Here is a 25,115-nt window from a genome sequence, read left to right on the forward strand (position 1 = left end):
TATTTTTTTTTAGAAAAAAGGCTTAACCCTGAACGGTTTCTTCCGATAAATAGTAGCAGAGGGAAACCTTAGCGAATAAAAATTAGGAGGAACTACACATGAGAATCAATACAAACGTTTCAGCATTGAATACTTACTCACGCCTAACGGCAGCAAATGCTTCTAAAAGCAATTCTTTGTCTAAATTATCTTCAGGCTTACGCATCAACAAAGCTGGGGACGACGCAGCTGGCTTAGCAATTTCTGAAAAAATGAAAGGCCAAATCGGCGGTTTGTCACAAGCAAAAAGCAACGCACAAGATGGTATTTCATTGATCCAAACAGCAGAAGGTGCATTAAATGAAACCCACAGCATCTTAGGCCGTATGCGTGATCTTGCGGTTCAAAGTTCAAATGGTACGTTAAGTGATGACGACCGCAGTGCGATCAACAAAGAATACACCGCATTGTCTGATGAAATCGACCGTATCAGCAATACCACTGAATTCAATACAAAAAGCTTGTTAACTGGTGAAGGCGATGATGCGAAATCATTCACTTTCCAAATCGGTGCCAACGCAAACCAAACAATGAGCGTTTCAATCAACAACATGAGCTCATCTGCATTGAAAGTAAAAGGCTTAGATTTAACACAAGCCATTGATACAAGCGATGCTAAAGCTGTTGCTGCAGCAAAAGATAAAGCAGTAGCGACTGCCTTCAAAGCAGATGCTACAACAAAATATGCAGCGGACGGCACAGTTGATGCGGCTGCTGGTAAAACAGTTGCTGAATTACAAACAGCCATCGATACAGCTGCTGATGATACAGCAAAAGCAACAGCTCAAAAAACATACGATGATGCTTTAGCAACATTTACCGCTTCTGATGAAGGCAAAGCAGCAGCGGCAACTGTCAGCGTTGAAAACAATCCAATCACAAAAATCGATGAAGCGATCAAAGCAGTTTCTGCACAACGTGCGGATCTTGGTGCGGCGCAAAACCGTCTAGAACACACAATCAACAACTTAGGTACAACACAAGAAAACCTATCTGAAGCAAACTCACGTATCCGTGACGTTGATATGGCGCAAGAAATGATGAGCTTTACGAAGAGCAACATCCTTTCTCAAGCAGCAACTTCAATGTTGGCACAAGCAAACTCAATGCCTAACAGCGTATTGAGCTTGTTACAAGGATAATTTTTGATCAAGTGAACCAATGACACAAGGACTGCCTAGGGGAAGCGCAGTTCTTGTGTTTTACATAGCAGCACAAAAACGCTTAGAAATGAGGAAGCTCTGATGGATATTCAGCCAATGTCAGGAATACACCCGATCGAAGCCGTTGCGTCGGTCGCTAAAGCACGTCCGATCGAATCCCTAGATCAAGAGAACGCCAACCTTCAGCCGCAACACCAAGAGGGGAAACTGGCGGAGAAAAAGGAACAGACAGTGGCCACTGAACCGCCGATCCACTATTTTTCAGTAGCCGATCAGCACAAGATCGCAGCCTCCGTGGAGGAAGTGAATCAGCGACTACTTGGCAAAGATATGAAATTGGCTTATGAAGTACATGAGCGCACAGGGCGTACGATGGTGCGTTTAGTGGATATGCAGACCAACGAAGTGATCAAAGAGATCCCGCCCGCCAACATGCTAGACGTGATTGGGAAAATATGGGATGACATGGGCATCGCGGTCGATCGAAAGGGATGAAAACATGGCAAGTGTAACCAGCAGTTCAGGAATCAGTACAACGCTAGGGAGTTATTCTGGCGTGACTTCAGAAGATATTGAAAAATTATTGGCGGCAGATGCGATCAACAAGACCCGCGCTGAGAATAAAATCACGTCGCTAAAAGCACAAAAAACGGCGTGGAGTGATATCAGCACTCGCTTGACTAACTTTTTGTCAAAAGTCGATGCATTACAAAAAGATGATGCTTATCAAACGAAAAAAGCGACGACCACCAATAGCAGCATCGCTTCAATTGCAGGAACAACGGAAGCTCCAGAAGGCACCTATGATCTAAAAGTCAACCAACTAGCAACAGCCACGAAGGTGACGGGGAGTCAAGTAGCTCAAAGCAGCAAAACGGCCCTAAATGTCAGTGGTCAGCTGTCATTGACCAGTTCGGAAGTCGATGAAGATGGCAAACCAATCACCGCTTCGATCGAGATCACGGCCGAAGACAGCTTAAAAGATGTGGCAGCCAAGATCAATAGCCAAAGCAAGACGACCTTCGTCGCGGCGAGCATCGTGGATAACCGTTTGATTTTAACAAATACCAAAATGGGCGACAAAAATTTCTTGATCGACGGCAATGCTGCCGAAGGGTTAGGGATCGGTTCAACTGCGACAACGACGCAAGGCCAACCGGCTATTTTTGAGCTAGACGGCATGAAGATCACTCGCGACAGCAACAGTGTGACGGATGTTATCGATGGTGTCACGCTGACGTTAGCGAAAAAAAGCGAGGAGCATGTGACGCTTTCTTTAGCCAATGATACCTCGAAAGTCGTTGATGCAGTGCAAGGATTAGTGGATCAATACAATAGCTTGATGAGTTTTATCGGCGACAATTTGACCGTGGGAGATCCTAGTAGTGAAAACAACAAGACGGGGACCTTGGTGGGAGACAGTGCATTGACCCGTCTACAGACCCAATTGCGAAATTTGATCACCATTCCAGCCGTCAGCGGCTCAAAGCTGACCGCCAATAAGCTAGGCATCTCCACCGTTGATAATGATGGTACATTGGGATTGGATACGACAAAGTTAAAAGAAGCCTTAGCGGAAGATCCCGCTGCTGTGAAGTCTTTCTTTTATGCAAGTACGAAAACTAAAGAAGCCGATGGCACTGCGAGCACGAAAGAGACTGGCTATACACTAGCCCTAAAAGAATTAGCCAACAGCTATGTCGTCAATACTTCAGCCAATAAAGGGATCATTGCCACCAAATCTGCGACCTATGACAGTACCATCAAGGATTTAAACAAGCAGATCACACGGTTTGATGATATTTTAGCAATGAAAAAAGAGCGTTACATCACAATGTTTACCAAGTTAGACTCCGTGATGATGGAGGCTGAAAATCAGCTGAGCTACCTAAGCAATCAGTTTGCCAATACGTCAAACTAGGCAGGATAGCCGATTAAAGCAGTCATTTTTTCATTCGCATAAGAAACCCTCGTCAACATGAAAGGAAACAACCGATGGAGCCACACGTATCATTAGATGAACGTTTGAATCAGATTTTAACTGGTTTTGCCCAATGGCGCGGCGACAGCGAAGAAGCCAGTCGTTTGATGGCAGCCAATGCAGCGGTCATAGCAGCCATGCAAGCAGAAGCACAGAGCCATAGTCCACAAACCAGTGCATTGGCGCAACAAGTGATCCAAGCGTATCAAGCGTTCTTAGACCAGGTCAAAGCCCAGCAGCAAGAGATCAAACAAGAATTGGGGCGTTTGAACCGCAAAAACAATCTTGTCAAAACGTATTTGCAGCAAGAAGACAGTGCCGCCTTCGTCGAATTTGATTTATAGTGAGGAAAAAAAGATGAATTATCAAAAAATGCAAAACAACTATTTGCAGAACCAAGTAATGAGTGCTTCCCCCAACAAACTGATTGAAATGCTGTTGCAAGCAGCGATCAAAAATATCAAATTAGCAGTGATCGCATTGGAAAAAGAAGAGTTGAGCCAAGCTCATCAGCAATTTGTCAAGGCGCAGAATATTTTATTGGAATTACGGGTCTCTTTAGACCGTGAGCAAGGTGGCGCTATCGCTGAAGATCTCGATTCTCTGTATGGCTATATGTACGATCAGCTAGTCAGTGCCAATGTCCAAAAAGAGGCAGCCCCTGCAGAAACGGTCGTCCCGCTTTTAAGCGAACTACTGGAAAGCTGGCAAACGATCACCCAATAAATTTGAGAAAAAGCACAGAAACGACCACCTAAAACCTAGAAAAGTTTAGTAATTGGTTAAATTTTTACCATGTATCCCTTTTCACTAAGCTTTCTTTTTCCCCTCCTCGTCCCTATCTGGTACTCTTTTTATGAGCGTACCGAAAAGGTGCAAGGAGGTTTTTTTTTGAAACAAAAAATAGTACAAAAGCCGCTTTTCTGGCAAGTGGTGATTCTGATTGCAATGAGTGGTGTTTTTTTATTACCGCAGATCTTAGGCCAAGGCATGATTTTGGGCTCTGATGTGGTCTTTCACTTCAATCGTTTTTATGAGACCAGCCAGCAGATCAAAGAGGGCAATTTTCAATATTTTCTTTCTATCTACGGGTTTCAGCAATCTGCTCGTATCGTCAATGCATTATACGGGCCCTTTTTTGCCTATTTCCAAGGATTGCTGGTCTTGCTGAGTCCTTCGTGGTTTTCCTACCAGCTGCTCGCCAACGGGCTGCTCTATTTGTTAGCAGGGTTTTCGATGTTTGGCTTATTAAAGAAATTACGAGTCAATGGTTGGCTGTCAGTGGGGATGAGCGTCCTGTTTATGGCGACCTATTCTGTCCAGTATTGGATTGAGCGGCAGGGCTTTTCTGCTTGGGGGGCGGCTGTGCTGCCACTGTGCCTGATCCCACTGATCGCACTAGGGGAACATAAACGGTTACGGCCTTTTGCGGTAGGGGTTTCCGTGGCGGTCTTATTTCAAATCCATGTGTTTTCAAGCATCTTGTTAGTGTTCTTATACGTGCCCTTTTTCTTACGCGCCTTTTTTGTTGGGACTTCTGGCGAAGAAAAACGACAATTGGTGCTGCGCTTAGCAGGAGCGATCGGGATCTTCTTGCTACTGACCGCCAATATTTGGTTAGGGATGTTGGATCTTTATACGAGTAACACGTTGATCGCGCCTTTTGTGAATCGCAACATGCAGAACAATACCATTACTGGAACCAGCAGCTATTGGTGGACGACTCCGTACCTGCTGCCCATCTTATGTGCTTTGTTCTTTTGCGGTGCGATCCGTGTATGGCCACGTCTATCTGGCGGCTTCAAATTAATGACGGCAGCTGCAGCAGTCTTTTTCGTTTTATCATCGAACGCTGTTCCTTGGCAATGGCTAGGCAGTCTGGACAATGGTGTGATCAATTTACTGCAATTTCCTTTTCGGTTCTTTGTTCCTGCCACGATTTTGATCTTAGTCGGTTTGTGCCTGCTAGTTCCTTATTATCGGGGCAAGCCATTGGCAAATCCGCGTTGGTTTGTCCTCGTTTTAGTCTTGAGTGTTGGTCAAATCCTGATCCAAAACACGGTCAAAATGCAGGACTGGCACTCCGATGAAGCTGCGGTTTCACTGCGAAACCACACCTATCTGTCGGCGGAATCTGAAGCGCAATTGAAGGAAGCCTATTTTAGTAAAGACAAGTCCTTAGCATTAGCGCTGTATCAACGTTCTACGCCAGATTATCTGCCCCTCTATCAAGAGACCAAGAAGAACAAGTACAATTTGTACGGGGAAGAAATCATTGAAAAGAATGATACCGTGGCAAAAACCGTAGAAAACGGGAAGCTTACTTTACGTTGGCAAGGTGATCAAGAGACGTGGAAGGCGTTACCGATCATCAATTACCGATATACTGAATTGACCCTCAATCAGCAGCCACTAACTGAAAAAGATGTCTCTTTGAGTGCCATTGGTGCCGTTTCTGTCCAACAGCAAGCAGGGGAGAATGTCTTAGTCGTTGATTACGACGCGCCTTGGTTTTTCGACGGAGCTTTATGGCTGACGATCATTTCTTGGCTCGCTTTACTCATCGGCTTTATCAGCTGGAAAACAAGACAGCTGTACCGTCGTCGTAAGGTCGTACAAGCTTTATTGAAAGAATCTGAATAAAATGAATCAGAAAAGAACTTCAGCGAGAGGGCTGAAGTTCTTTTTTTGCTGATCAACAACAGTGTACCTGTTGCTTTTCGTCAGAAACAATAATCGTTGCGCACGCAACGATTATTCCTTATAATAGATTAGACACTTTGAAGAACTAAGAAAGGCAGGAGTGCTCATGGAAGCCATTATCCGCTCAATCAATCATATTGCCCGTCTCGCCACCCTTTATCGGGAACAAGAACTGAAAAAATTTGGTTTAGGCGGGATGCATCATACCTATATCTTAAACATTTGCCGCCAACCGGGGATCAGTCAAGAAGCCTTAGCCAAGAAGATTTTTGTGAATAAAAGCAATGTTGCCCGCCAACTAGCAATCCTAGAAGAACGAGGATTTGTCACTAGAACCAGCAGTCCCACCGACAAACGACAATTACTGGTTTATCCAACCGAAAAAGCACTCGCCGTCCAACCAGCGATCCAACAGCTGCTTCAAAGCTGGAATGAACAAGTCGTAGCAGGTTTTTCTGCTGCCCAACAGCAGCAGTTGATCGCCGATCTGGAAATCGTCAAAGAAAATTCCCAGCGGCTTTTAGCGAAAGATGAGGCGATGGAATGAATCTTTTGACTCAATATTTAAAACCCTATATCGGCCGCATCTCCCTTGGCGTCAGTATCAAATTCTTCGGCTCCCTGATGGACTTGCTATTGCCTTGGATTTTGGCGTATATCATCGATTCTGTGATTCCCACGAAGCTGGTATCTGCGATTTTTGCTTGGGGTGGGGCGATGGTGGTCTGCTCCATCATCGCAGTCGTCACCAATATCATCGCCAATCGGATGGCCTCCAGTGTTGCTCGCGATACCACCGGCAGTATACGCCATGACTTATTTGAAAAAGTTTCCTATCTGTCGATTCCGCAAGTCGAAGAAGTCGGGATCCCTTCCTTGGTGTCTCGCTTGACGACAGACACTTACAACATCCATCAAACGGTAGGCATGATCCAACGGATGGGGATTCGTGCCCCGATTCTGTTATTAGGGGGGATCATGATCACTGCCACATTAGATCCCGTGTTGACGCTGGTCTTAGTGGGCGTCTTGCCCTTCACTTTAGTGGCGGCAGTCACGATCTCGAAACGGGGGATTCCCTTGTTTGCCTCATTGCAAAAGCAAGTGGATGTGTTGGTGCGAACTGTCCGTGAAAATGTGACTGGGGCTCGGGTGATCAAGGCCTTGTCCAAAGCAGATTACGAGAAAAAGCGCTTTGACCACGTCAATCAAGACGTAGTAGCTGCGGAAACCACCGCTAATCGAACGATGGCTGCAACACCGCCACTGATGGACCTATTTTTGAATATCGGACTGACGCTAGTGATCGTCGTCAGTGCCTTTCGCGTCAATCAAGGATTGACCCAACCAGGCGTCATCATCGCCTTTTTGACTTATTTTACGATCATTTTGAATGCCATGCTCAGTATCACGCGCATCTTTGTGATCGTGTCGAAGGGGCTGGCTTCTGCCGATCGGATCCAATCCGTCTTGCGCCTGCCGCAAAATATGCAAGTCATTGAGGCGCCTGTCAAAGAAGAGTCTGCGCATATCGTTTTTGAAAAAGTTTCCTTCACCTATCCTAACGGTACCCAGGTGCTGAAAGACATCGATTTTTCCTTGCAGCCGGGAGAAACCTTAGGGATCATCGGTGCGACTGGTAGTGGAAAATCAACGATCGTCAAACTACTGCTGCGGCTCTATGACCCAACGAAGGGCATGATTCGCATCGCTGGTCGCGACATTCGCTCCATCGATCCGACTGAGCTGCATCAGTTATTCGGTGTCGTCTTACAAAAAGACGTGCTTTTTGCGGAAACGATCGAAGAAAATATCGCCTTTGGCCGGCGGTTTTCCAAAGAGCAGATCGAAGAAGCGGCGGCTCGCGCCCAAGCCAAGGAGTTTATCAATCAACTACCCAAGCGCTTAGCTCATCCACTGCATGCTAAAGGCAGCAATTTAAGCGGGGGTCAAAAGCAGCGGGTCTTGTTATCGCGGGCCTTGGCGGGGGATCCAGAGATTTTGATTTTGGATGATTCTGCCAGTGCGCTGGATTATCGAACCGACGCTCAGTTGCGCAAGGTCCTGAGACAGCAGTTTCAACAGACGACGACGGTCTTGATCGCGCAGCGGATCAGCTCGATCCAGCATGCTGACAAAATTTTGGTATTGGAAAACGGGCAAATGAACGGCTTTGGCAGTCACCAAGAATTACTAGCAGAAAATGCGATCTACCAAGCCATTTATCAAGGTCAGACAGGAGGTGCCGACGATGCCGAAGAAAAAAACGGAAAAACCGCAGGATAGTAAGAAAACACTACGGCGTTTGTGGGGCTATCTTTACGAGTACAAAGGTCTCCTGCTGGCAGCCGCTGTATTGATGATGGCCAGCAATATTTTCGCCTTGGTGGGACCGTTGCTTTCAGGGTACGCCATTGATGCCATTCAACCGGGTCCCGGCAAGGTCATTTTTGACCGAGTCTTCTTTTATTGTGGGCTGATGCTGCTGTTTTATCTTGCGTCTTCCCTTCTTAGTTATCTGATTTCGCTCATGATGATCCGCTTGAGCCAGCGGGTGGTGGCAGCGATGCGCAAGGCGATTTTTGATAAAATCACCGAACTGCCGGTGGGGTATTTTGACCGAGTCGCCACTGGGGATATCATCAGCCGCATCAGTTATGATGTCGATACCATCAATACGTCATTGGCCAGCGATGCCATTCAAGTCCTCAGCAGTCTTGTGACGATCATTGGTTCGTTTGTGATGATGGTTTTGATTTCGCCGCTGCTGGTGCTGATTTTTGTCGTAACGGTTCCCGCTTCGATCTTTTTGACCCGCTTTTTGATGAGCAAATTTCAACCATTGTTTCGCCGTCGTTCTCGCAAATTAGGCGAACTGAACGGCTTTGTGGAAGAGATTATTTCTGGTCAGCAAACGATCAAGCTGTATAACCAAGAAGAAGCGATCATCAGCCGTTTTGAAGAAAAAAACCAAGAAGCGGTGGATGCCTATTACAATGCCGAGTACTACGGCAGTATGACTGGTCCTTCCATCAACTTTATCAACAATCTGTCGTTGTCCTTGATCAGTATGTTTGGCGCCTTGCTGTTTTTGTTCGGTCATCTGACATTAGGGGATGTTTCTTCCTTTGTTCTTTACTCCAGAAAATTCTCAGGACCAATCAATGAGTTAGCCAACATCTTCAGCGATTTGCAATCGGCATTGGCGGCGGCAGAACGGATCTTCCGTTTGCTGGATGAAGAACCTGAAGTTTCTGATGTTCCCGGAGCCTACGAATACCACGAGGTGTCTGGTGATGTCGCCTTTGACCATGTGACCTTCGGCTATCAAGCACAGCAGCCCATCATCAAAGACCTTTCGCTACAAGTACCAGCTGGCAGCTTGGTCGCGATCGTCGGACCGACCGGAGCCGGGAAAACCACCATCGTGAACCTCTTGATGCGGTTTTATGACCCTGACCAAGGAGCGATTCGGTTAGACGGTAAAAATATCCGCCAAGCGACACGCCGCAGCTTACGGCAAAGCTATGCGATGGTGCTGCAAGATACCTGGTTGTTCACGGGAACGGTTTTCGACAATTTGGCCTACGGCAAGGCGAATGCGACGTTGGCAGAAGTCCAAGCTGCTGCACAAGCCGCCCATATCCATGACTTTATTATGAGCCTGCCAAAAGGCTATGATACTTTGATCTCAGAAGACGGAACCGGTATCTCACAAGGGCAAAAACAGCTGTTGACGATTGCACGAGCAATGCTGTTGGATGCCGATCTGTTGATTCTTGATGAAGCCACATCGAATGTCGACACGCAAACAGAGCTGCTGATCCAAGCAGCGATGACCAAATTGATGAAAGGCAAAACCTCCTTTGTGATCGCCCATCGCTTGTCCACGATTCGACATGCCGATACGATCCTCGTAGTGGAACAGGGGAATATCGTAGAGCAAGGGACCCACGAAGAATTAGTAGCCAAAGAGGGGCGTTACGCCGCACTCTATCAGGCACAATTTGATGCATGATCCATAGCTAGTCCACATCCTTGCAAGGAGAACGCCACTGCTTGCAAGGATGTTTTTTGCGTGCCATCGGCTTTCTTGGCATAGGTACAAAATCTTCTTATGACAAATCAGGCAATTATCGGTATACTTAAGAAAGGGGTATCATCAAACAGAAAGAAGGGAAACAATTGGATCATAAACAACTAAAAGAATTCCCCAATGATTTTTTATGGGGTTCAGCATCAGCAGCCTATCAAGTAGAAGGCGCATGGCAAGAAGACGGCAAAGGCGCTTCGGTTTGGGACGATTTTGTCCGCATTCCCGGAAAAACCTTTAAAGCAACGAACGGAGATGTCGCAGTCGACCATTACCACCGCTTCAAAGAAGATGTTGCCTTGATGAAAGAACAAGGATTGAAAACCTATCGTTTTTCCATTGCTTGGACACGGATTTTTCCAGAAGGACGAGGAGAAGTCAATCAAGCAGGGTTAGACTTTTATTTAGCATTGATCGATGAACTGATAAAAGCAGGGATCGAGCCGATGGTGACCTTGTACCATTGGGATCTGCCACGAGCTTTGCAAGAAGAATACGGTGGCTGGGAATCTCGCAAAATCATTGAAGATTTCACCAACTATGCAGCCGTATTGTTTGAAGCCTTTCGCGACAAAGTCCACTATTGGGTCAGCTTGAATGAACAAAATATCTTTACTTCGTTAGGCTATCTTTTAGCTGCCCATCCACCAGGAGTGACCGATCCTAAACGGATGTATGAAGTCAATCATATCGCTAACTTGGCGAATGCTTCGGTGATCAACAAGTTCCATGAGATGAAAATTCCAGGGAAAATCGGACCAAGTTTCGCCTACTCACCAAACTACCCAATCAACAGCGACCCGAAAAATATTTTGGCGGCTGAAAACGCGGAAGACTTGATGGCGCATTATTGGTTAGACGTCTATCTATGGGGCGAATACCCGATTGCTGCAATGAATTACTTGAAAGAGCAAGGGACCGCACCAACGATCGAACCAGGAGATATGGACTTGCTGCGTTCAGCAAAACCAGATTTCTTAGGGATCAACTATTACCAAACAGCAACAAATGCCTACAATCCATTAGATGGTGTCGGTGCGGGGAAAATGAACACCACTGGGAAAAAAGGCAGCTCCGAAGAAACCGGGACACCAGGAATGTTCAAAAAAGCCGAAAATCCATTTGTGGAACGGACGAATTGGGATTGGGAGATCGATCCTCAAGGGCTGCGGATCGCTTTACGACGAATCACTAGCCGTTATCGGGTGCCTGTGATCATTACAGAAAACGGACTTGGTGAATACGACAAACTAACCGACGATCATCAAATCCATGACCAATACCGCATCGATTATTTAGCAGGGCATGTCCATGCCATTAAAGAAGCGATCAGCGACGGCGCGGAAGTTCTTGGCTATTGCACCTGGTCCTTCACTGATTTGCTAAGCTGGTTGAACGGCTACCAAAAACGCTATGGCTTTGTCTATGTCGACCAAGATGAAACGCAAGAAGGATCTTTGGCACGCTACAAGAAAGACAGCTTCTACTGGTACCAAGAGCTGATCAAAACCAACGGGCAAGAGTGCTAGCCTCCTAAGACCAATACCTGAATAAGCGAAACGACCCCTGCAACGGCAGTGATCGTTTCTTAGAAAAAAGTACGTTCCACCTGTAGCGACCGCCCAAAGGTAGACCAAAAGTCTCGCGTTTTGGGCCGCTTCAAAGGAGAACGTCCTTTTTTTGAGTATTATCGTTGACAAGTGTAAACGATAATTGTAAAGTAGAAGAAGATTACAACTGTAAACATAAAAGGTTAATGGGTTTGCATAGCAAGCAAGGAGGAAGGAAACAATGATCGAAAAGAATTATGGGGTAAGAGGGATGACCTGTGCGTCTTGTTCCCAGACCGTCGAAAAAACAGTCAGCAAGCTGGCGGGGGTCGACCAAGCAGCTGTCAATTTGGCTACTGAAAAATTACATATTCGTTATGATGAGCAGCAGCTCACCGAAGAAACACTCGCTGCGGCCATCAAAGCAGCGGGCTATCAACTGATCGGCTCCCAAAGACAAGAGACCTTTGCCATCTCGGGCATGACCTGTGCGTCTTGTGCCCAAACAGTAGAAAAAGCCGTCCAAAAATTAGCGGGTGTGGAGCAAGCCTCCGTCAATCTGGCAACAGAAAAACTGACGGTCAGCTATCAACAAGATCAAGTGACCGCCGCGAAGATCGCAGCTGCCGTGAAAGAGGCGGGCTATGATGCACAGCTGCCGACCGCTTCTGCCGACAAGGTGGATTCAAAACAGGCAGAGATTCGTGCTTTATGGCAACGGTTTTGGCTTTCAGCGCTCTTTACGATCCCCTTGTTCTATTTGACGATGGGGGAAATGATCGGTTTGCCGATCCCTGGCTTTTTAGATCCGATGGCCTATCCAGTCAATTTCGTTACCACTCAATTGCTTTTGGTCTTACCGGTGATGGTCCTCGGTCGCGCCTTTTACATTGCTGGTTTCAAAGCGCTTTGGAAAGGCCATCCCAACATGGATTCCCTCGTCGCATTGGGAACCAGTGCTGCCTTCTTTTATAGTATTTATGGGACCGTGATGGTCTACCTGGGCACGACCCACTATGCGATGCACTTGTACTATGAAACGGCCGCCGTTATTTTGGCATTAGTTACTTTAGGAAAATACCTTGAGTCGGTCTCGAAGGGCAAAACCTCCGAAGCCATCAAGAAGTTGTTGGATCTCGCACCGAAAAAAGCCCGCGTGCTTCGCGGCAGCGGGAATCAAGTCGAAGAAGTCGAAGTGGGTATTGAAGAAGTCGCAGCTGGCGATATCTTAGTCGTACGACCTGGTGAGAAGATTCCTGTGGATGGGATCGTTACCCAAGGGCGCTCTGCCATCGATGAATCAATGATCACTGGAGAAAGCTTACCTATCGAAAAACAAGTCGGTGATCGGGTGATCGGCGCCAGCATCAACAAAAACGGCTCCTTTCAATATGAAGCCACCAATGTGGGAGAAGATTCAACGTTAGCGCAAATCATTCAGTTAGTAGAAAATGCCCAAGGCTCCAAAGCGCCGATTGCCCGCATGGCTGACAAAGTTTCGGGTGTGTTTGTCCCGATCGTCATGGTCTTGGCGGTTTTTGCAGGACTTGCCTGGTTTTTCTTAGGACAAGAAACCTGGATCTTCTCATTGACCATTACGATCTCTGTATTAGTGATTGCCTGTCCGTGTGCCTTAGGATTAGCGACACCGACCGCCATCATGGTGGGTGCGGGCAAAGGGGCAGAAAATGGCGTCTTGATCAAAAGCGGCGATGCGTTAGAAACAGCTAGAAATGTGAGGACGATCGTCTTTGATAAAACCGGCACGATCACAGAAGGCAAACCAGTCGTAACCGATCTCCTGCCTGCAGGTAATCACACGCCGACGGAATTGCTGCAACTGGCGGCTTCTGTAGAAAAAGGCTCAGAACATCCATTAGGCGAAGCGATTGTGATCGAAGCCCGTACGCAAGCCCTCGCCCTACAAGAAGTTGACGGGTTTGAAGCGATTCCAGGTCATGGAATTCAAGGAACGATCGCTGGCAGTCCAGTCCTATTAGGCAACCAGAAATGGTTGGAAAAACAAAACGTTGCCATCGATGGCCTGATCGAGCAAGCCCAACAATTGGCTCACGAAGGGAAAACACCGATGTATGTTGCCAAAGACGGCGAAGCGATCGGGATCATCGCTGTGGCAGATACTATCAAAGAAAGCAGTCGAAAAGCCATTGAACGGTTGCATCAAATGGGCTTGTACGTAGCAATGATCACGGGCGACAATGCCCGAACGGCCCAAGCCATCGCCAAACAAGTCGGTATCGATGAAGTGATCAGTGACGTCTTGCCAGAAGATAAAGCCGCCAAAGTAGCTGGCCTGCAAGCCAAAGGCCAAAAGGTTGCGATGGTAGGTGACGGGATCAATGATGCGCCCGCGTTAGCCCAAGCCGATGTAGGGATCGCGATCGGCTCCGGTACCGATGTCGCCATCGAATCGGCAGACATCGTACTGATGCGCAGCGATCTGATGGACGTCCCATCAGCGATCGAGTTAAGTCGGGCAACCATCAAAAACATCAAAGAAAATCTTTTCTGGGCTTTTGCTTATAACGTCTTAGGCATCCCTGTCGCAATGGGTGTGCTGCATCTTTTCGGTGGCCCCTTGCTCAATCCAATGATCGCTGGGGCGGCCATGAGCTTCAGTTCGGTATCCGTTTTATTAAATGCCTTGCGGCTGAAACGATTCCAACCCTCAGCGAAAAAATAAACGAAGCAACGAATGTACCAACAAAAAGACCTGCCTACGGTTTCTGATGGAAGAAAACCGTGGGCAGGTCTTTTTAGTGCTGGACATCTAAATAAGAGTAGGCCCGCACGTCATAACGGTTGCGACTACGGGAAAATTCGATAGGTGAGCCATTTTTCTGATAGACGATCTGTTCGATCTCTAAGACCGGATCATCGGCTTTACAGTCCAAATACTGTTGATCGTACGCGGTACTTTTATCAGCGGCGATGGTGCGGTAGGCGCCAGCAAACTGGACCCCTAGTTCCTCTTTGACATAACGGTAGATAGAACTTTCTAAATGGCCACGAGTTAAATTGGGCACCAAATGGACGGGCATATAGGTATATTCTAAAATAAACGGTTGGTCTTCAAGAATCCGCAAGCGGACAATACTATAGATCGGCTGTTCTTCCGTCAACATCAACTTTTCTTGGATCGTTTGGTCAGGAAATTCGACTTGAAAATCGATGACCTGACTGACTAGCTTGCGGCCAGCTTTGCCCATTTCCGTTGACAAGCCTTCATAGACCGTTAAAGCAGTGGTGTCTTTTTTTAAGAATGGGTGGTTTAATATTTTTGTTCCAGCGCCCCGCTGAGAATAAACCAGTCCTTCCATGGCTAAAATACCGATGGCTTTTTTGACGGTCATCCGGCTGACTCCGAATTCCTCGACTAAATCAGTTTGATTCGGCAGTAAGCTGTCAGGCGGATACGTTTTGTTTTTGATACGTGTGCGTAAAATATTGGCAATTTCTTGGTATTTTGGCATCTGATCACCTCGCAAGAAGTATAGCTGAAAAAAGCGGTTTCGACAATCAAACCTTGGTTTTTTTATAAAAAGAACGGCTGACTGAAAAAATTCAGCCAGCCGTTGCGCTTAATCGATCGATGGTTCTGCTTGACGATCTAACACACGTAAGAATGGATACCAGATCAAGCCGACGATCACCACGTCAATGACTTGCAGCAAACCACCTAACCAAGAGTTGGTTGCTAAGACACCACTGAAGACCACTGGAACGGTCCAAGGAACAGAAACACCAGTTGGTGCAGGAACAAGTCCAGCCGCCATCACTAAGTAGTTGAAGGTCGTTACCACAAGAGGTGCCACGACCCAAGGAATCAGGATCGTCGCATTCAAGACGATCGGCATACCGAAGATGGCTGGTTCGTTAACGTTAAAGATCCCTGGTGCTAAAGCCAAACGACCCACATCGCGGTATTGTTTTTTCTTCAATACGAAAGCCATCAAGATAACAACGGCTAACGTCATACCAGAACCGCCTAATCCAACAGTAAAGGTTTCCATAAATGGTTTTGTGACGATATGCGGCAGTGCATCCCCATTTTGATACGCTTCTAAGTTGTCTAACATCAATGTATTCCAAATCGGGTCCATCACAGAGTTGACGATGATTTGACCATGTAGACCGAAGAACCAAAGGAATTGAACAAAGAACAAAGCCAATAGAGTTGCTGGCAAGCTGCTGCCTAGTCCAGTCAATGGTTTTTGGATCAATTCATAAACCAAGTCATGCAAGTTGGCATTGAAGACACCCGTCATGATGGCATTGATCACTAAGAATACCGTTAAGGTGATAATTGCTGGAATCAAAGCGGCAAAAGATTTAGAAACTGCTGGTGGCACCCCATCAGGCATTTTGATCTGCCAGCCGCGTTTTGTGATGCGGCAATAGATTTCAGCTGCCAAAAATGCTGCGATCATCCCGATAAACATCCCTTTTGCGCCAAGACGATCAAGAGACAGCACACCGGTGATCGTTTCGCCAGATTCAGTAGTCATAAAGAAAGGAGTCAAGATCAAAAAGCTGGCAAACGAAACGGCACCACCAAAAATCCCTTCCACATCATATGATTTTGATAAATAATAGCCAATACCGAAAGTAACGAAAACAGTCATGATACTCATTGTTGCATTTTGCCCATTGCCAAACAGTGTTCCTAATGTTCCTTTAGTGGCATCACTGAAGAAGGGCAGATTGTTTAAAACGACCACGATCGATCCAAACATAGTGATTGGGAACGAAAGCATAAACGCGTCCCGCAAGACGGTCAGGTAGCGATTTTGTCCTAAGGCATTCGCCAAGGGCAAAATCTTTTCAGATAACTTGTCCATAAAACCATTCATTATTATTTCACTCCTTAAATTTCTTTTTGCAATCGATTACATTGATAATGTATCATGTTTTATTTTAAATGTCTATACATTTATTTTAAAAAAGATTGATTTTTGTAACTGCTTCCTTTATGATTAGGGCAGCAAAGAAAAAATGAGGAGTGAATGAAGATGGATTATCAATTTCCAGCAGGCTTTTGGTGGGGGTCAGCCGCTAGTGGCCCACAAACAGAAGGTGTATTTGAAGGCGATGGCAAAGGGGCAAGCATCTGGGATTACTGGTATCAGCAGGAACCAGAGAAATTTTTCAATGGGGTAGGTCCTGAAAAAACCTCGCAAGTCTATACACGCTATCAAGAAGATATTCAACTCATGAAAGAAACCGGCCATACGACGTTTCGGACGTCGATCCAATGGAGTCGTCTCTTCCCGCAAGGCAAAGGAGAAGTCAATCAAAAAGCCGTTGATTTTTACAATGCCTACATTGATGAGTTGATCGCCAACGGGATCGAACCTTTCATGAACCTTTACCACTTCGATATGCCGATGGCGCTGCAAGAAAAAGGCGGCTGGTTGAACCGAGAGACCGTGGATGCCTATGTCGCATTTGCGCAAACCTGCTTTACATTATTTGGTGATCGTGTCAAGAAATGGTTCACTCATAATGAACCGATCGTCCCTGTTGAAGGCGGCTATCTTTACCAATTCCATTATCCGAATGAGATCAACATGAAACATGCAGTCCAAGTTGGGTTCCACGAAACGTTGGCGAGTGCTAAAGCCATCAAAGTCTATCATGAGATGAACCTTGATGGGGAGATCGGCATCATCTTGAACTTGACGCCAAGCTATCCAAGAGATGAGAACGATCCAGAGGATGTCAAAGCAGCGCAAATCGCGGATGCCTTCTTTAATCGTTCTTTCTTAGACCCTGCGGTCAAAGGCACGTTCCCAGAAGAATTAGTGACCATCGTCAAGGAATTGGATATGGTACCAGCGATGGAAGCCGATGATTTACAAACGATTCGCGAAAATACGATCGACTTGTTGGGGATCAATTATTACCAACCTCGTCGTATCATGAAGAAAGAATCACCGATCGATGAAGCGAAAAGTCCAATGCCTGATGATTACTTTGATAACTATGATATGCCGAACAAGAAAATGAACCCGTATCGTGGGTGGGAAATCTATGAAAAAGGGATCTATGATATTTTGACGAACACGCGAGAAAACTATGGCAATATCAAGTGCTACATTTCTGAAAATGGCATGGGTGTCGAAGGAGAAGAACGTTTCGTCAATGCTGATGGCGTGATCGAAGATGATTACCGCATCGAATTTGTCTCTGACCACTTGAAGTACGTCCACCAAGCGATCCAAGAAGGAACCAATTGTGTTGGCTACCATATGTGGACCTGCATGGACAACTGGTCATGGACCAATGCTTACAAGAACCGTTACGGATTTATCTCCGTTGACTTAGCAAATGATGCTAAACGAACGGTGAAAAAATCAGGTCGTTGGTTTAAAGAAGTTTCAGATAATAACGGCTTTTAATAACAATGAAAAAAGCAATGCTGTAGGAATCAGCATTGCTTTTTTTTTGTAAAATCGCGGATTTTTTCTAGCTAATTTCAAAGGGGGGATTCTATTAAAAAACCACCTGTTTTTGCAAATGATAAGCTGGGTTAAATAAAAGCACAGTTTTGATAAAGAAAAGACTAGACATGGAAACGTTCTCGTGGTATTCTTTAGTAGAAATCGGTTTCATTATTTTGTTTAGGGTTTGAAAGGAGAAAAAACAATGGATAAATTTATTGGATTTATGGAGAAGCACTTTATTCCCATCGCTTCTAAAATAGGCTCTCAAAGACATCTAGTGGCCATTCGTGACGGATTTATCGTAACGATGCCGTTGATGATCTTAGGCTCTTTTGGGGTATTGATCAACAACTTACCAATCCCTGCCTATATTGATTTTATGAATGGCATTTTTGGTGAAGGAACATGGCAAGCCTTTGGGAACAACTTGTCAGCAGGTACTTTTTCAATACTTGGTCTGTTAATCGCTTTCACAGTAGCGTATAATTTAGCTAAAAGCTACAATCAAGACGCATTAGGTGCTGGGGCGATCTCAGTTGCAAGTTTCTTCGCATTAGGTGCAATGGCGACAGGCCCAGATGGTTTGTTAACAGCTGCCGGACTTGGTTCTCAAGGATTATTTTTAGCATTAATCGTATCGATCATTTCTACTGAGATCTTCCGTCGTCTAGCTGGCAACCCACGCTTAGTCATCAACATGCCTGATGGAGTACCACCAGCAGTTTCACGTTCATTTGCTGCGTTATTCCCAGCAATGATCACCGTATCGATCTTTGCTTTGTTTACAGCAATTTTCCAAGCATTTGGTGTGACAAGTATCGTATTGTCCTTCTATGAATTGGTGCAACAACCATTCATGGGCTTGGCAAACTCTTACCCAGCTGCTTTGCTATTAGGTTTTATCTCTGCATTCTTATGGTTCTTTGGTTTACATGGTGCCAACATCATCGACCCGTTCATGCAAACGATCAATGTGCCAGCGATTGAAGCAAATGCACGAGCATTAGAAGCAGGAACAGATTTGCCTTATATCGTGAACAAACCATTCTTTGATTCTTTCGTGAACATCGGCGGAACAGGTGCGACACTAGGTCTTTTGATTGCGATCTTTTTAGTTGCTCGTCATCATAAAGCGTATATGACTGTCGCAAAACTATCCGTTGCACCAGGTGTGTTCATGATCAATGAACCAGTGATGTTTGGGTTACCAGTTGTCTTGAACCCAATCTTGTTCATCCCATATGTGTTGACCCCACTTGTTTTAGTAACGACTGCTTATTTTGCAACCGCAACTGGCTTAGTTCCTGCAAGTACCGTCATCGCACCATGGACGACGCCACCAATCATCGGCGGTATTTTGTCGACACAAAGTATTGCTGGCGGAATCTTGGCAGCTGTTAACTTGATCTTGTCGATCGTTATCTACTTGCCGTTCGTGAAAATGGCGCAAATTCAAGAAACACGCCGTTTAAAAAATGCGTAATGTCTGATCGAGTCGATTAGAAACAAGCGCCAAACGTAATAGACCTTATCCGGCCGCGATCAGAGTGCAATACCCCTTATCACACTGCTTCATTGGAAGGTGCAGTGGTGTGATGACACTCTTTTCGTTTGGCCGGTTCTTTTCTCGTTTTTCAATCAATACAATACAACACACGTTTTGGAGGTGGCAAAATGCCCAAATATATGGAGATCGCAGATGTTCTGCGTAAAAGAATCAAGGACGGAACTTATCCGAAAGACAGTCTTTTACCTTATCAAACAGAGTTAGTGGAAGAGTTTGGCGTCAGCCGAATGACGATTAAAAATGCGGTGAATATCCTGATTATGGAAGGTTTGCTGCTGACAAAGCGCGGCTTAGGGACCAAAGTTTTGAATCATTCCTTTTGGGGCAAAGATACCTCATCGGTGACAGAATACAAAGGCCTGAGCTATCAGATGAAACAAGAAAAACGGACATTGACTAGCCAAGTCATCACCTTTGAAGTCTGTTTTCCTACAACAAGAATTCAAGAGATGCTTCAGATCACTGCCGAACAACCAATCTATCATGTGATCCGTTTGCGGATCTTAGAAGGCAATCCATACATACTCGAGCATTCCTATATGCCGTTGGATCTGGTCAGCGGTTTGACGAAAGAGATCTTGGAAGAATCCGTCTATGACTATCTACTGCAAGATTTAGGCTACAAATTTGCTGGTGCTTATCGGACTTTTCAGGCTGCCAAAAGCGATGAATACGATCAAACCTATTTAGCGTGCCAAGCAGATGACCCAGTATTGGAATTAGAACAGATCATCTATTTAGAATCGGGACGTCCAGTGGACTATTCCTGCAGCCGCAATCGGTATGATGTTCGTGGCTATTCCATGTTAGACATGAAGCCTGATCTGTTGCAACACCGCAAAAAGTAACGGCTTACAAAATGCTTCTTCAACGAAAAAACGCTTCATAGCTACTGTTGGCTATGGAGCGTTTTTGTTTTGACTTAAGAAGTGGGTTGGTTTTGATCACCTAGTTTGGCTAAGATAGTTTCCGCAACGGCTTTGGGGATGCCAGCTTGCTGGATCTCTTCCACGGAAGCTGCTTGGATGTTTTTTAACGACTTGAAGGTTTTCATCAGCTGTTGCTTGCGTTTTGGTCCTAAGCCAGGAATTTCATCCAGCTTGGAAGAAAAGCTGTTTTTACTGCGCAGTTGGCGATGGAAGGTGATCGCAAAACGATGGACCTCATCTTGGATCCGTTGCAGCAAAAAGAATTCGACAGAATTGCGTTCCAGTTGGATCGGATCTAAAAATTCCCCGAAAATCAACTCGCTGGTTTTGTGTTTGTTGTTCTTCACTAAACCTGCAACGGGAATATCTAAACCTAGCTGGTTATGCAGCACTTCTTGGGCAGCACCGACTTGGGCTTTCCCACCATCGATGATGATCAGATCAGGAAAAGGCAGGTTTTCTTTTAGGACACGAGAGTATCGGCGATAGATGACTTCTTGCATAGAACCATAATCGTCGCCGCCTTGTGCAGTACGAATCTTATATTTCCGATAATCATCTTTAAACGGCTTCCCGTCGACAAAAACCACCATTGCAGAAACCGGATCGGTCCCCATGATGTGGGAGTTATCGAAGGCTTCGATCCGATAAGGTGTCGCGATCCCCATGGCATCGCCTAGACGATCCACAGCACCGATCGTCCGTTCTTCAGTACGCTCGATCAACGCAAATTTTTGGGCCAAGGCAATGCGGGCATTTTTATTGGCCAAATCGACCAATTTCTTTTTGTCGCCTCGTTGGGGCTGCAGGACTTTGGTTTCCAACAGCGCTTCTAATGGGGCAGCATCGACATTTTGCGGAACAAAGACTTCTTTGGGAATGAAGTGTTCATTCTTTTGGTAAAACTGGCCGACGAAGGTCAAGAAATCTTCATCCGCTTCATTGTAGAAAGGAAACAAAGAGACTTCTCGTTCGATCAGCTTTCCTTGACGGATAAAGAAGACTTGGACACACATCCAGCCTTTGTCGACACTGTAGCCAAAGACATCACGGTCCATCAGGTCGGTCAGGGTCATTTTTTGTCGCGTCATGACGGTATCGATCGCTTGGATCTGATCCCGCAGCTCAGCCGCTCGTTCAAACTCTAACGTTTCAATGGCTTCGCCCATCTTCTCTTTCAGGTCTTTCAAAATATCAACGTGACCGCCGTGGAAAAAGTGTTTGACTTGATCAACGATCTTCTGATAATCCTTGGGATCTACATTGTTGACATAAGGACAGACACATTGACCCAAATGATAATAAAGACAAGGCCGCTTTTGAGAAGGACCGCATTTTCGTAAAGGAAAGAGGCGATCCAGCACCCGTTTGGTTTCGTTGGCTGCTCGTGCATCAGGATAGGGGCCAAAATATAAAGCCCCGTCTTTTAAAACTTTACGAGTGATGATCAGACGCGGATAGCGCTCTTTGGTCACTTTAATAAAAGGATACGACTTGTCGTCCTTTAGCATGATATTGTATTTCGGTTTGTTCTTTTGAATCAAATTGATTTCCAGCAATAAGGCTTCCGTATTTGATTCGGTAACGACGTACTCAAAATCATTGATTTCTTGAACGAGCCGTTCGGTTTTCGTATCGTGACTGCCGGTAAAGTACGAACGGACACGATTTTTTAAAATTTTGGCTTTCCCAACATAGATGATTTTGTTATTTTTATCTTTCATTAAATAACAACCGGGTTGGTCAGGAAGCAGCGCTAATTTGTTCTTGATTTGTTCGTTCATTTCAAGATCCTTTCTTACTGGTTTGCTCACGAACTGCAAAAGTAGTCAAAGGGCGGTCTAAGATCCACCGAAAAGGGGAACATTAGAGCCCATAGCCAGTACTCTTCATTTTAGCACAAATTTCTTAAGAAACAATCAAACGGACCAGATCGGCAGCGAGGAAGCGTAATCGTAAGAAAAGGTTAAGAAATCCCACGAGGCGGTGGTTTCCTCCCTTAAAAACAAGTGAATTTATTTGCTTTCTGCTTGCAAGGAATCCTCTTGCGACCACTCCTGAATGAAGGTCCGCAATCCCTCGATGGCTGGTTCTGTGACGGCTTTGCGCTGGATGAGGTAAAATTGCCGCTCAAAATTTTTATCCAGCAGTTGATAGCCAATGCCGTGGGCGGCTCGCTTGGAAAGGATCGAACAGCCGAAGCCTTGTTTCAGTAAAGCGACGATCAATTCATTGCTGGCGATCTCAATGATCGGTCCTTGAATATTTTGTTCCTCTAGATAGCGCTTAGTGTAATAGTAGACACCAGAACTCGCTTCTCGGACGAGCCAAGGACCGACTTGGGGATCGCCAGCTAAGACGAGCTGATCTTTCAAAATCGGGAAACGCAAAATACTTGGTGCAGATAAGGGTTTTTCAATGATCCCTAAATCTAGTTGATGTTGCTCAAGCGCTGTTAAGACTTCAGCGGAGTTCATCATCGATACCCGAAAACGCACCGTGGGAAAGGCGTTGTATAAAGCAATCATCAAGTCAGGCATCAAGGCCATCGCATAGGTATGAGAGATGCCTAGGGCACAGTGGCTTTGATGCTGCGTGTTGGTATGGATCTCGCTGGCGATCGTCGACCACTCATCCAATAAATTCAGTGCCTTTTCGTAAAGGTACTCTGCTTGGGGCGTGGCGATCACGTTTTTGCGACCATTGCGTAAAAAAAGCGGTGTATCCAGGTCTTGTTCCAACTGCTTGATCTGAGCAGAAACCGTGGGCTGCGAAATAAACAGCAATTCGGCAGCTTTCGAAAAATTTTTCGTTTCATAGACCATCTTGAAGGTCTCCAGTAATTTTAACATTGCAATCCCTTCCATTAGAAAATTCAATCATAACTATTATACCAATAAATCCTACTGATCGGTCAATCTGTGTATAATGGATGTTATATGAAAGGATGAAAGCAATGAAGCAACGACAAACAGCTTTGATACTTCCCGGTTTGTTCCTATCCTTTTCGGTAGCCGTCATCGCCCGAATCATGGCTTTGGCTGTGCCAAAATTAGGGGGAGCAACCCTTGCTATTTTATTAGGAATCATTTTAGGAAATACACTGTTCAAGCAAGAACGCTATCAAGTCGGAACGAAGGTTGCGGAAAGTCGGCTCTTGGAATATTCGGTGGTTTTGCTGGGCTTTACCGTCACTTTCCAGACCATCAGTGAAATGGGCCTTCGGGGCTTTCTCTTTATATTGCTGATGATGAGTTTGGTCATTACCGCTGCTTATTTGATAGGGAAAAAAATGGGCTTTAATCAAAAGATGAGCCTGATGATGGCAGGCGGCAACGCTGTCTGCGGGTCCTCTGCGATTGCGGCGATCGCACCAGCCATTGATGCCGATGATGAAGAAAAAGGGCAGATCATCACCTTGGTCAATCTTTTAGGAACAGTGCTGATGCTGACGCTGCCGTTTTTAGGCTTGGCCTTATACGGCGATGATCTGTTGCAAAAAAGCGCCTTACTTGGTGGCACGCTGCAATCCGTCGGACAAGTCGTGGCGGGGGCTAGTTTGATTGATGCCGACACCGTCAAATACGCGATGCTCTTTAAAATCGCACGCATCATCATGTTGGCAGTCGTCGTCATTGTTTTTGAACGAATGACGACAAAGACCCCCACCAAAACCAAAGCCAAAGGCAATCGGCGGCTGCCGATCCCTTGGTATGTGTTGGGCTTCTTGACCATCTGTATCTTGAACAGCTTCTTGCCGCTGCCTAGCTGGTTGAATGAGGGCGCTCATTTTATCAGTACGTGGTTTGAAACGACGGCGTTGGCAGCCATTGGTTTGCGCTTGGATTTCCGCAAGTTTTTAAAAGAAGGCCCGCGCTTTTTATTCTATGGTCTTTCCGTTGGTGCTGTCCAAACCGTGGGTGCTGTTGCATTGATTTGGTTGCTGCGGCTCTAATGTTTTCACATAAAAGCGATCCATCGTGGTATGCTGTGCCGCCAGTAGTGGTTGGGACAATGCGCGAAAGCCGGCTTTTTGATAGACATGCAAGGCAGCTTCTAAAGAATGATGGGATTCTAAATAGAGTTGCCGATAGTCTAGTTCAAAAGCTTTGGCCTCGATCTTCGCCAGCAGGGGATAGCTGAGGCGCTGCCCTTTGGCGGCATCACTGAGATAAAATTTTTGCAGCTCGGCGATTTTCCCTTCTGAATCATAAGCGGCAAGACCACCGCCACCTAAAAGGGTACCCGATTCATCGGTGACGACAAAATAATGGCGGGTAGCAGGATCCGCTGCATAAAATTCACTTAAGTGGTCTAACTCGGGATCAAAATAGGCAGTTCCTGGAACCGCCAACTGGTGGTCGGTCAAGCTTTTGCGAATGATAGCGGCTAAGGGCGCATCATCTTGAGATTGGATCGGACGAAATATCGGCTTCATGCAGTTCCTCCTTAACGTAAAAGTAAATGAATAGCTATAGTGTACCACAGCATCGAGGTAGTGTTTAGTGATGATAAGAAAAGCCATCCTCGCAATGGCGCCCCTCTTTAATAAGAAAACCGCCCCCTCGTTGCCAGGCTCCTAATGTGAAAAGGAGGATGGCGCAACGAGGGGGCGGTTTTTGT

General features: G+C 45.9%; 20 protein-coding genes. 15 read left to right on the forward strand and 5 right to left on the reverse strand.

The features are described from left to right. The first annotated feature begins 98 nt into the window (after positions 1–98). The 11 genes from ACI3E5_RS00835 (at position 99) to ACI3E5_RS00885 (ending at position 14,233) form a co-directional block, all read left to right on the forward strand. The gene (locus ACI3E5_RS00835) at positions 99–1,181 is read left to right on the forward strand and encodes a flagellin N-terminal helical domain-containing protein (RefSeq protein WP_005226642.1); all 1,083 of its coding nucleotides are present in this window, start codon (positions 99–101) and stop codon (positions 1,179–1,181) included. A gap of 102 nt (positions 1,182–1,283) precedes the next feature. Continuing rightward, positions 1,284–1,697, forward strand: a complete 414-nt coding sequence (locus ACI3E5_RS00840; RefSeq protein ID WP_005226643.1) for a flagellar protein FlaG — start codon at positions 1,284–1,286, stop codon at positions 1,695–1,697. Positions 1,698–1,701: 4 nt separating this feature from the next. Next, positions 1,702–3,123, forward strand: coding sequence for a flagellar filament capping protein FliD (gene fliD, locus ACI3E5_RS00845; RefSeq protein WP_005226644.1), 1,422 nt, complete (start codon positions 1,702–1,704; stop codon positions 3,121–3,123). 74 nt (positions 3,124–3,197) lie between these two features. After that, the gene (locus ACI3E5_RS00850) at positions 3,198–3,527 is read left to right on the forward strand and encodes a hypothetical protein (protein WP_005232745.1); all 330 of its coding nucleotides are present in this window, start codon (positions 3,198–3,200) and stop codon (positions 3,525–3,527) included. A gap of 13 nt (positions 3,528–3,540) precedes the next feature. Further along, complete coding sequence (gene fliS / locus ACI3E5_RS00855) at positions 3,541–3,909, forward strand: flagellar export chaperone FliS (protein ID WP_034859136.1); 369 nt, start codon at positions 3,541–3,543, stop codon at positions 3,907–3,909. A 165-nt stretch (positions 3,910–4,074) separates the two neighbouring features. Next, positions 4,075–5,826 carry a glycosyltransferase family protein gene (locus ACI3E5_RS00860; protein ID WP_081343868.1) on the forward strand — a complete coding sequence of 584 codons (1,752 nt, stop codon included), beginning with the start codon at positions 4,075–4,077 and terminating at the stop codon, positions 5,824–5,826. Positions 5,827–5,992: 166 nt separating this feature from the next. After that, a complete protein-coding gene (locus tag ACI3E5_RS00865; protein WP_142966969.1) occupies positions 5,993–6,433 on the forward strand; it encodes a MarR family winged helix-turn-helix transcriptional regulator in 441 nt (146 codons plus the stop codon). Beyond that, the gene (locus ACI3E5_RS00870; protein ID WP_431394986.1) at positions 6,430–8,172 is read left to right on the forward strand and encodes an ABC transporter ATP-binding protein; all 1,743 of its coding nucleotides are present in this window, start codon (positions 6,430–6,432) and stop codon (positions 8,170–8,172) included. Before ACI3E5_RS00865 ends, ACI3E5_RS00870 begins: the two co-directional genes overlap by 4 nt. Then, complete coding sequence (locus tag ACI3E5_RS00875; protein ID WP_431394987.1) at positions 8,138–9,904, forward strand: ABC transporter ATP-binding protein; 1,767 nt, start codon at positions 8,138–8,140, stop codon at positions 9,902–9,904. The genes ACI3E5_RS00870 and ACI3E5_RS00875 overlap by 35 nt, the downstream gene beginning before the upstream one ends. Before the next feature lie 167 nt (positions 9,905–10,071). Next, on the forward strand, positions 10,072–11,508 hold the full coding sequence (locus ACI3E5_RS00880; protein ID WP_431394988.1) for a glycoside hydrolase family 1 protein: 1,437 nt from the start codon (positions 10,072–10,074) through the stop codon (positions 11,506–11,508). 262 nt (positions 11,509–11,770) lie between these two features. Then, entirely contained in the window at positions 11,771–14,233 is a 2,463-nt protein-coding gene (locus ACI3E5_RS00885) for a heavy metal translocating P-type ATPase (protein WP_498820704.1), read from the forward strand. Between the two features lie 73 nt (positions 14,234–14,306). Here the strand turns inward: ACI3E5_RS00885 and ACI3E5_RS00890 are convergent, their stop codons facing one another. Further along, positions 14,307–15,023 (reverse strand): GntR family transcriptional regulator, encoded by a 717-nt coding sequence (locus tag ACI3E5_RS00890; protein WP_005226669.1) that lies wholly within the window; start codon positions 15,021–15,023, stop codon positions 14,307–14,309. Positions 15,024–15,131: 108 nt separating this feature from the next. Beyond that, positions 15,132–16,403, reverse strand: a complete 1,272-nt coding sequence (gene celB, locus ACI3E5_RS00895; RefSeq protein WP_142973439.1) for a PTS cellobiose transporter subunit IIC — start codon at positions 16,401–16,403, stop codon at positions 15,132–15,134. Positions 16,404–16,562: 159 nt separating this feature from the next. On the opposite strand from celB, the gene ACI3E5_RS00900 reads away from it, so the two are divergent. The 3 genes from ACI3E5_RS00900 (at position 16,563) to ACI3E5_RS00910 (ending at position 20,411) form a co-directional block, all read left to right on the forward strand. Further along, positions 16,563–17,951 carry a glycoside hydrolase family 1 protein gene (locus tag ACI3E5_RS00900; protein WP_010748556.1) on the forward strand — a complete coding sequence of 463 codons (1,389 nt, stop codon included), beginning with the start codon at positions 16,563–16,565 and terminating at the stop codon, positions 17,949–17,951. Positions 17,952–18,198: 247 nt separating this feature from the next. Beyond that, entirely contained in the window at positions 18,199–19,479 is a 1,281-nt protein-coding gene (locus ACI3E5_RS00905; RefSeq protein WP_005232725.1) for a PTS sugar transporter subunit IIC, read from the forward strand. Between the two features lie 191 nt (positions 19,480–19,670). Next, a complete protein-coding gene (locus tag ACI3E5_RS00910) occupies positions 19,671–20,411 on the forward strand; it encodes a GntR family transcriptional regulator (protein WP_008376546.1) in 741 nt (246 codons plus the stop codon). A gap of 74 nt (positions 20,412–20,485) precedes the next feature. On the opposite strand, the gene uvrC is transcribed toward ACI3E5_RS00910, so the two are convergent. Then, on the reverse strand, positions 20,486–22,276 hold the full coding sequence (uvrC, locus tag ACI3E5_RS00915) for an excinuclease ABC subunit UvrC (protein WP_060791643.1): 1,791 nt from the start codon (positions 22,274–22,276) through the stop codon (positions 20,486–20,488). 231 nt (positions 22,277–22,507) lie between these two features. Next, positions 22,508–23,359 carry a LysR substrate-binding domain-containing protein gene (locus tag ACI3E5_RS00920; protein WP_142965130.1) on the reverse strand — a complete coding sequence of 284 codons (852 nt, stop codon included), beginning with the start codon at positions 23,357–23,359 and terminating at the stop codon, positions 22,508–22,510. 65 nt (positions 23,360–23,424) lie between these two features. Between ACI3E5_RS00920 and ACI3E5_RS00925 the strand changes: the two genes are divergently transcribed. Further along, the gene (locus tag ACI3E5_RS00925; RefSeq protein ID WP_431394992.1) at positions 23,425–24,447 is read left to right on the forward strand and encodes a YeiH family protein; all 1,023 of its coding nucleotides are present in this window, start codon (positions 23,425–23,427) and stop codon (positions 24,445–24,447) included. Here ACI3E5_RS00925 and ACI3E5_RS00930 read toward each other — a convergent pair. Next, the gene (locus ACI3E5_RS00930; protein ID WP_498820707.1) at positions 24,373–24,930 is read right to left on the reverse strand and encodes a GNAT family N-acetyltransferase; all 558 of its coding nucleotides are present in this window, start codon (positions 24,928–24,930) and stop codon (positions 24,373–24,375) included. The genes ACI3E5_RS00925 and ACI3E5_RS00930 overlap by 75 nt on opposite strands. Positions 24,931–25,115 lie beyond the last annotated feature (185 nt).

This window comes from Candidatus Enterococcus avicola, assembly GCF_047470845.1.
Lineage (GTDB): Bacteria > Bacillota > Bacilli > Lactobacillales > Enterococcaceae > Enterococcus_D > Enterococcus_D casseliflavus.

What these genes read in the sequence shown, in the direction of transcription:
- ACI3E5_RS00835 (WP_005226642.1), top strand. Translation starts at nt 99, where the DNA reads ATGAGAATCAATACAAACGTTTCAGCATTGAATACTTACTCACGCCTA.
- ACI3E5_RS00840 (WP_005226643.1), top strand. Translation starts at nt 1,284, where the DNA reads ATGGATATTCAGCCAATGTCAGGAATACACCCGATCGAAGCCGTTGCG.
- fliD (WP_005226644.1), top strand. Translation starts at nt 1,702, where the DNA reads ATGGCAAGTGTAACCAGCAGTTCAGGAATCAGTACAACGCTAGGGAGT.
- ACI3E5_RS00850 (WP_005232745.1), top strand. Translation starts at nt 3,198, where the DNA reads ATGGAGCCACACGTATCATTAGATGAACGTTTGAATCAGATTTTAACT.
- fliS (WP_034859136.1), top strand. Translation starts at nt 3,541, where the DNA reads ATGAATTATCAAAAAATGCAAAACAACTATTTGCAGAACCAAGTAATG.
- ACI3E5_RS00865 (WP_142966969.1), top strand. Translation starts at nt 5,993, where the DNA reads ATGGAAGCCATTATCCGCTCAATCAATCATATTGCCCGTCTCGCCACC.
- ACI3E5_RS00870 (WP_431394986.1), top strand. Translation starts at nt 6,430, where the DNA reads ATGAATCTTTTGACTCAATATTTAAAACCCTATATCGGCCGCATCTCC.
- ACI3E5_RS00875 (WP_431394987.1), top strand. Translation starts at nt 8,138, where the DNA reads ATGCCGAAGAAAAAAACGGAAAAACCGCAGGATAGTAAGAAAACACTA.
- ACI3E5_RS00885 (WP_498820704.1), top strand. Translation starts at nt 11,771, where the DNA reads ATGATCGAAAAGAATTATGGGGTAAGAGGGATGACCTGTGCGTCTTGT.
- ACI3E5_RS00890 (WP_005226669.1), bottom strand. Translation starts at nt 15,023, where the DNA reads ATGCCAAAATACCAAGAAATTGCCAATATTTTACGCACACGTATCAAA.
- celB (WP_142973439.1), bottom strand. Translation starts at nt 16,403, where the DNA reads ATGAATGGTTTTATGGACAAGTTATCTGAAAAGATTTTGCCCTTGGCG.
- ACI3E5_RS00900 (WP_010748556.1), top strand. Translation starts at nt 16,563, where the DNA reads ATGGATTATCAATTTCCAGCAGGCTTTTGGTGGGGGTCAGCCGCTAGT.
- ACI3E5_RS00905 (WP_005232725.1), top strand. Translation starts at nt 18,199, where the DNA reads ATGGATAAATTTATTGGATTTATGGAGAAGCACTTTATTCCCATCGCT.
- ACI3E5_RS00910 (WP_008376546.1), top strand. Translation starts at nt 19,671, where the DNA reads ATGCCCAAATATATGGAGATCGCAGATGTTCTGCGTAAAAGAATCAAG.
- uvrC (WP_060791643.1), bottom strand. Translation starts at nt 22,276, where the DNA reads ATGAACGAACAAATCAAGAACAAATTAGCGCTGCTTCCTGACCAACCC.
- ACI3E5_RS00920 (WP_142965130.1), bottom strand. Translation starts at nt 23,359, where the DNA reads ATGGAAGGGATTGCAATGTTAAAATTACTGGAGACCTTCAAGATGGTC.
- ACI3E5_RS00925 (WP_431394992.1), top strand. Translation starts at nt 23,425, where the DNA reads ATGTTATATGAAAGGATGAAAGCAATGAAGCAACGACAAACAGCTTTG.
- ACI3E5_RS00930 (WP_498820707.1), bottom strand. Translation starts at nt 24,930, where the DNA reads ATGAAGCCGATATTTCGTCCGATCCAATCTCAAGATGATGCGCCCTTA.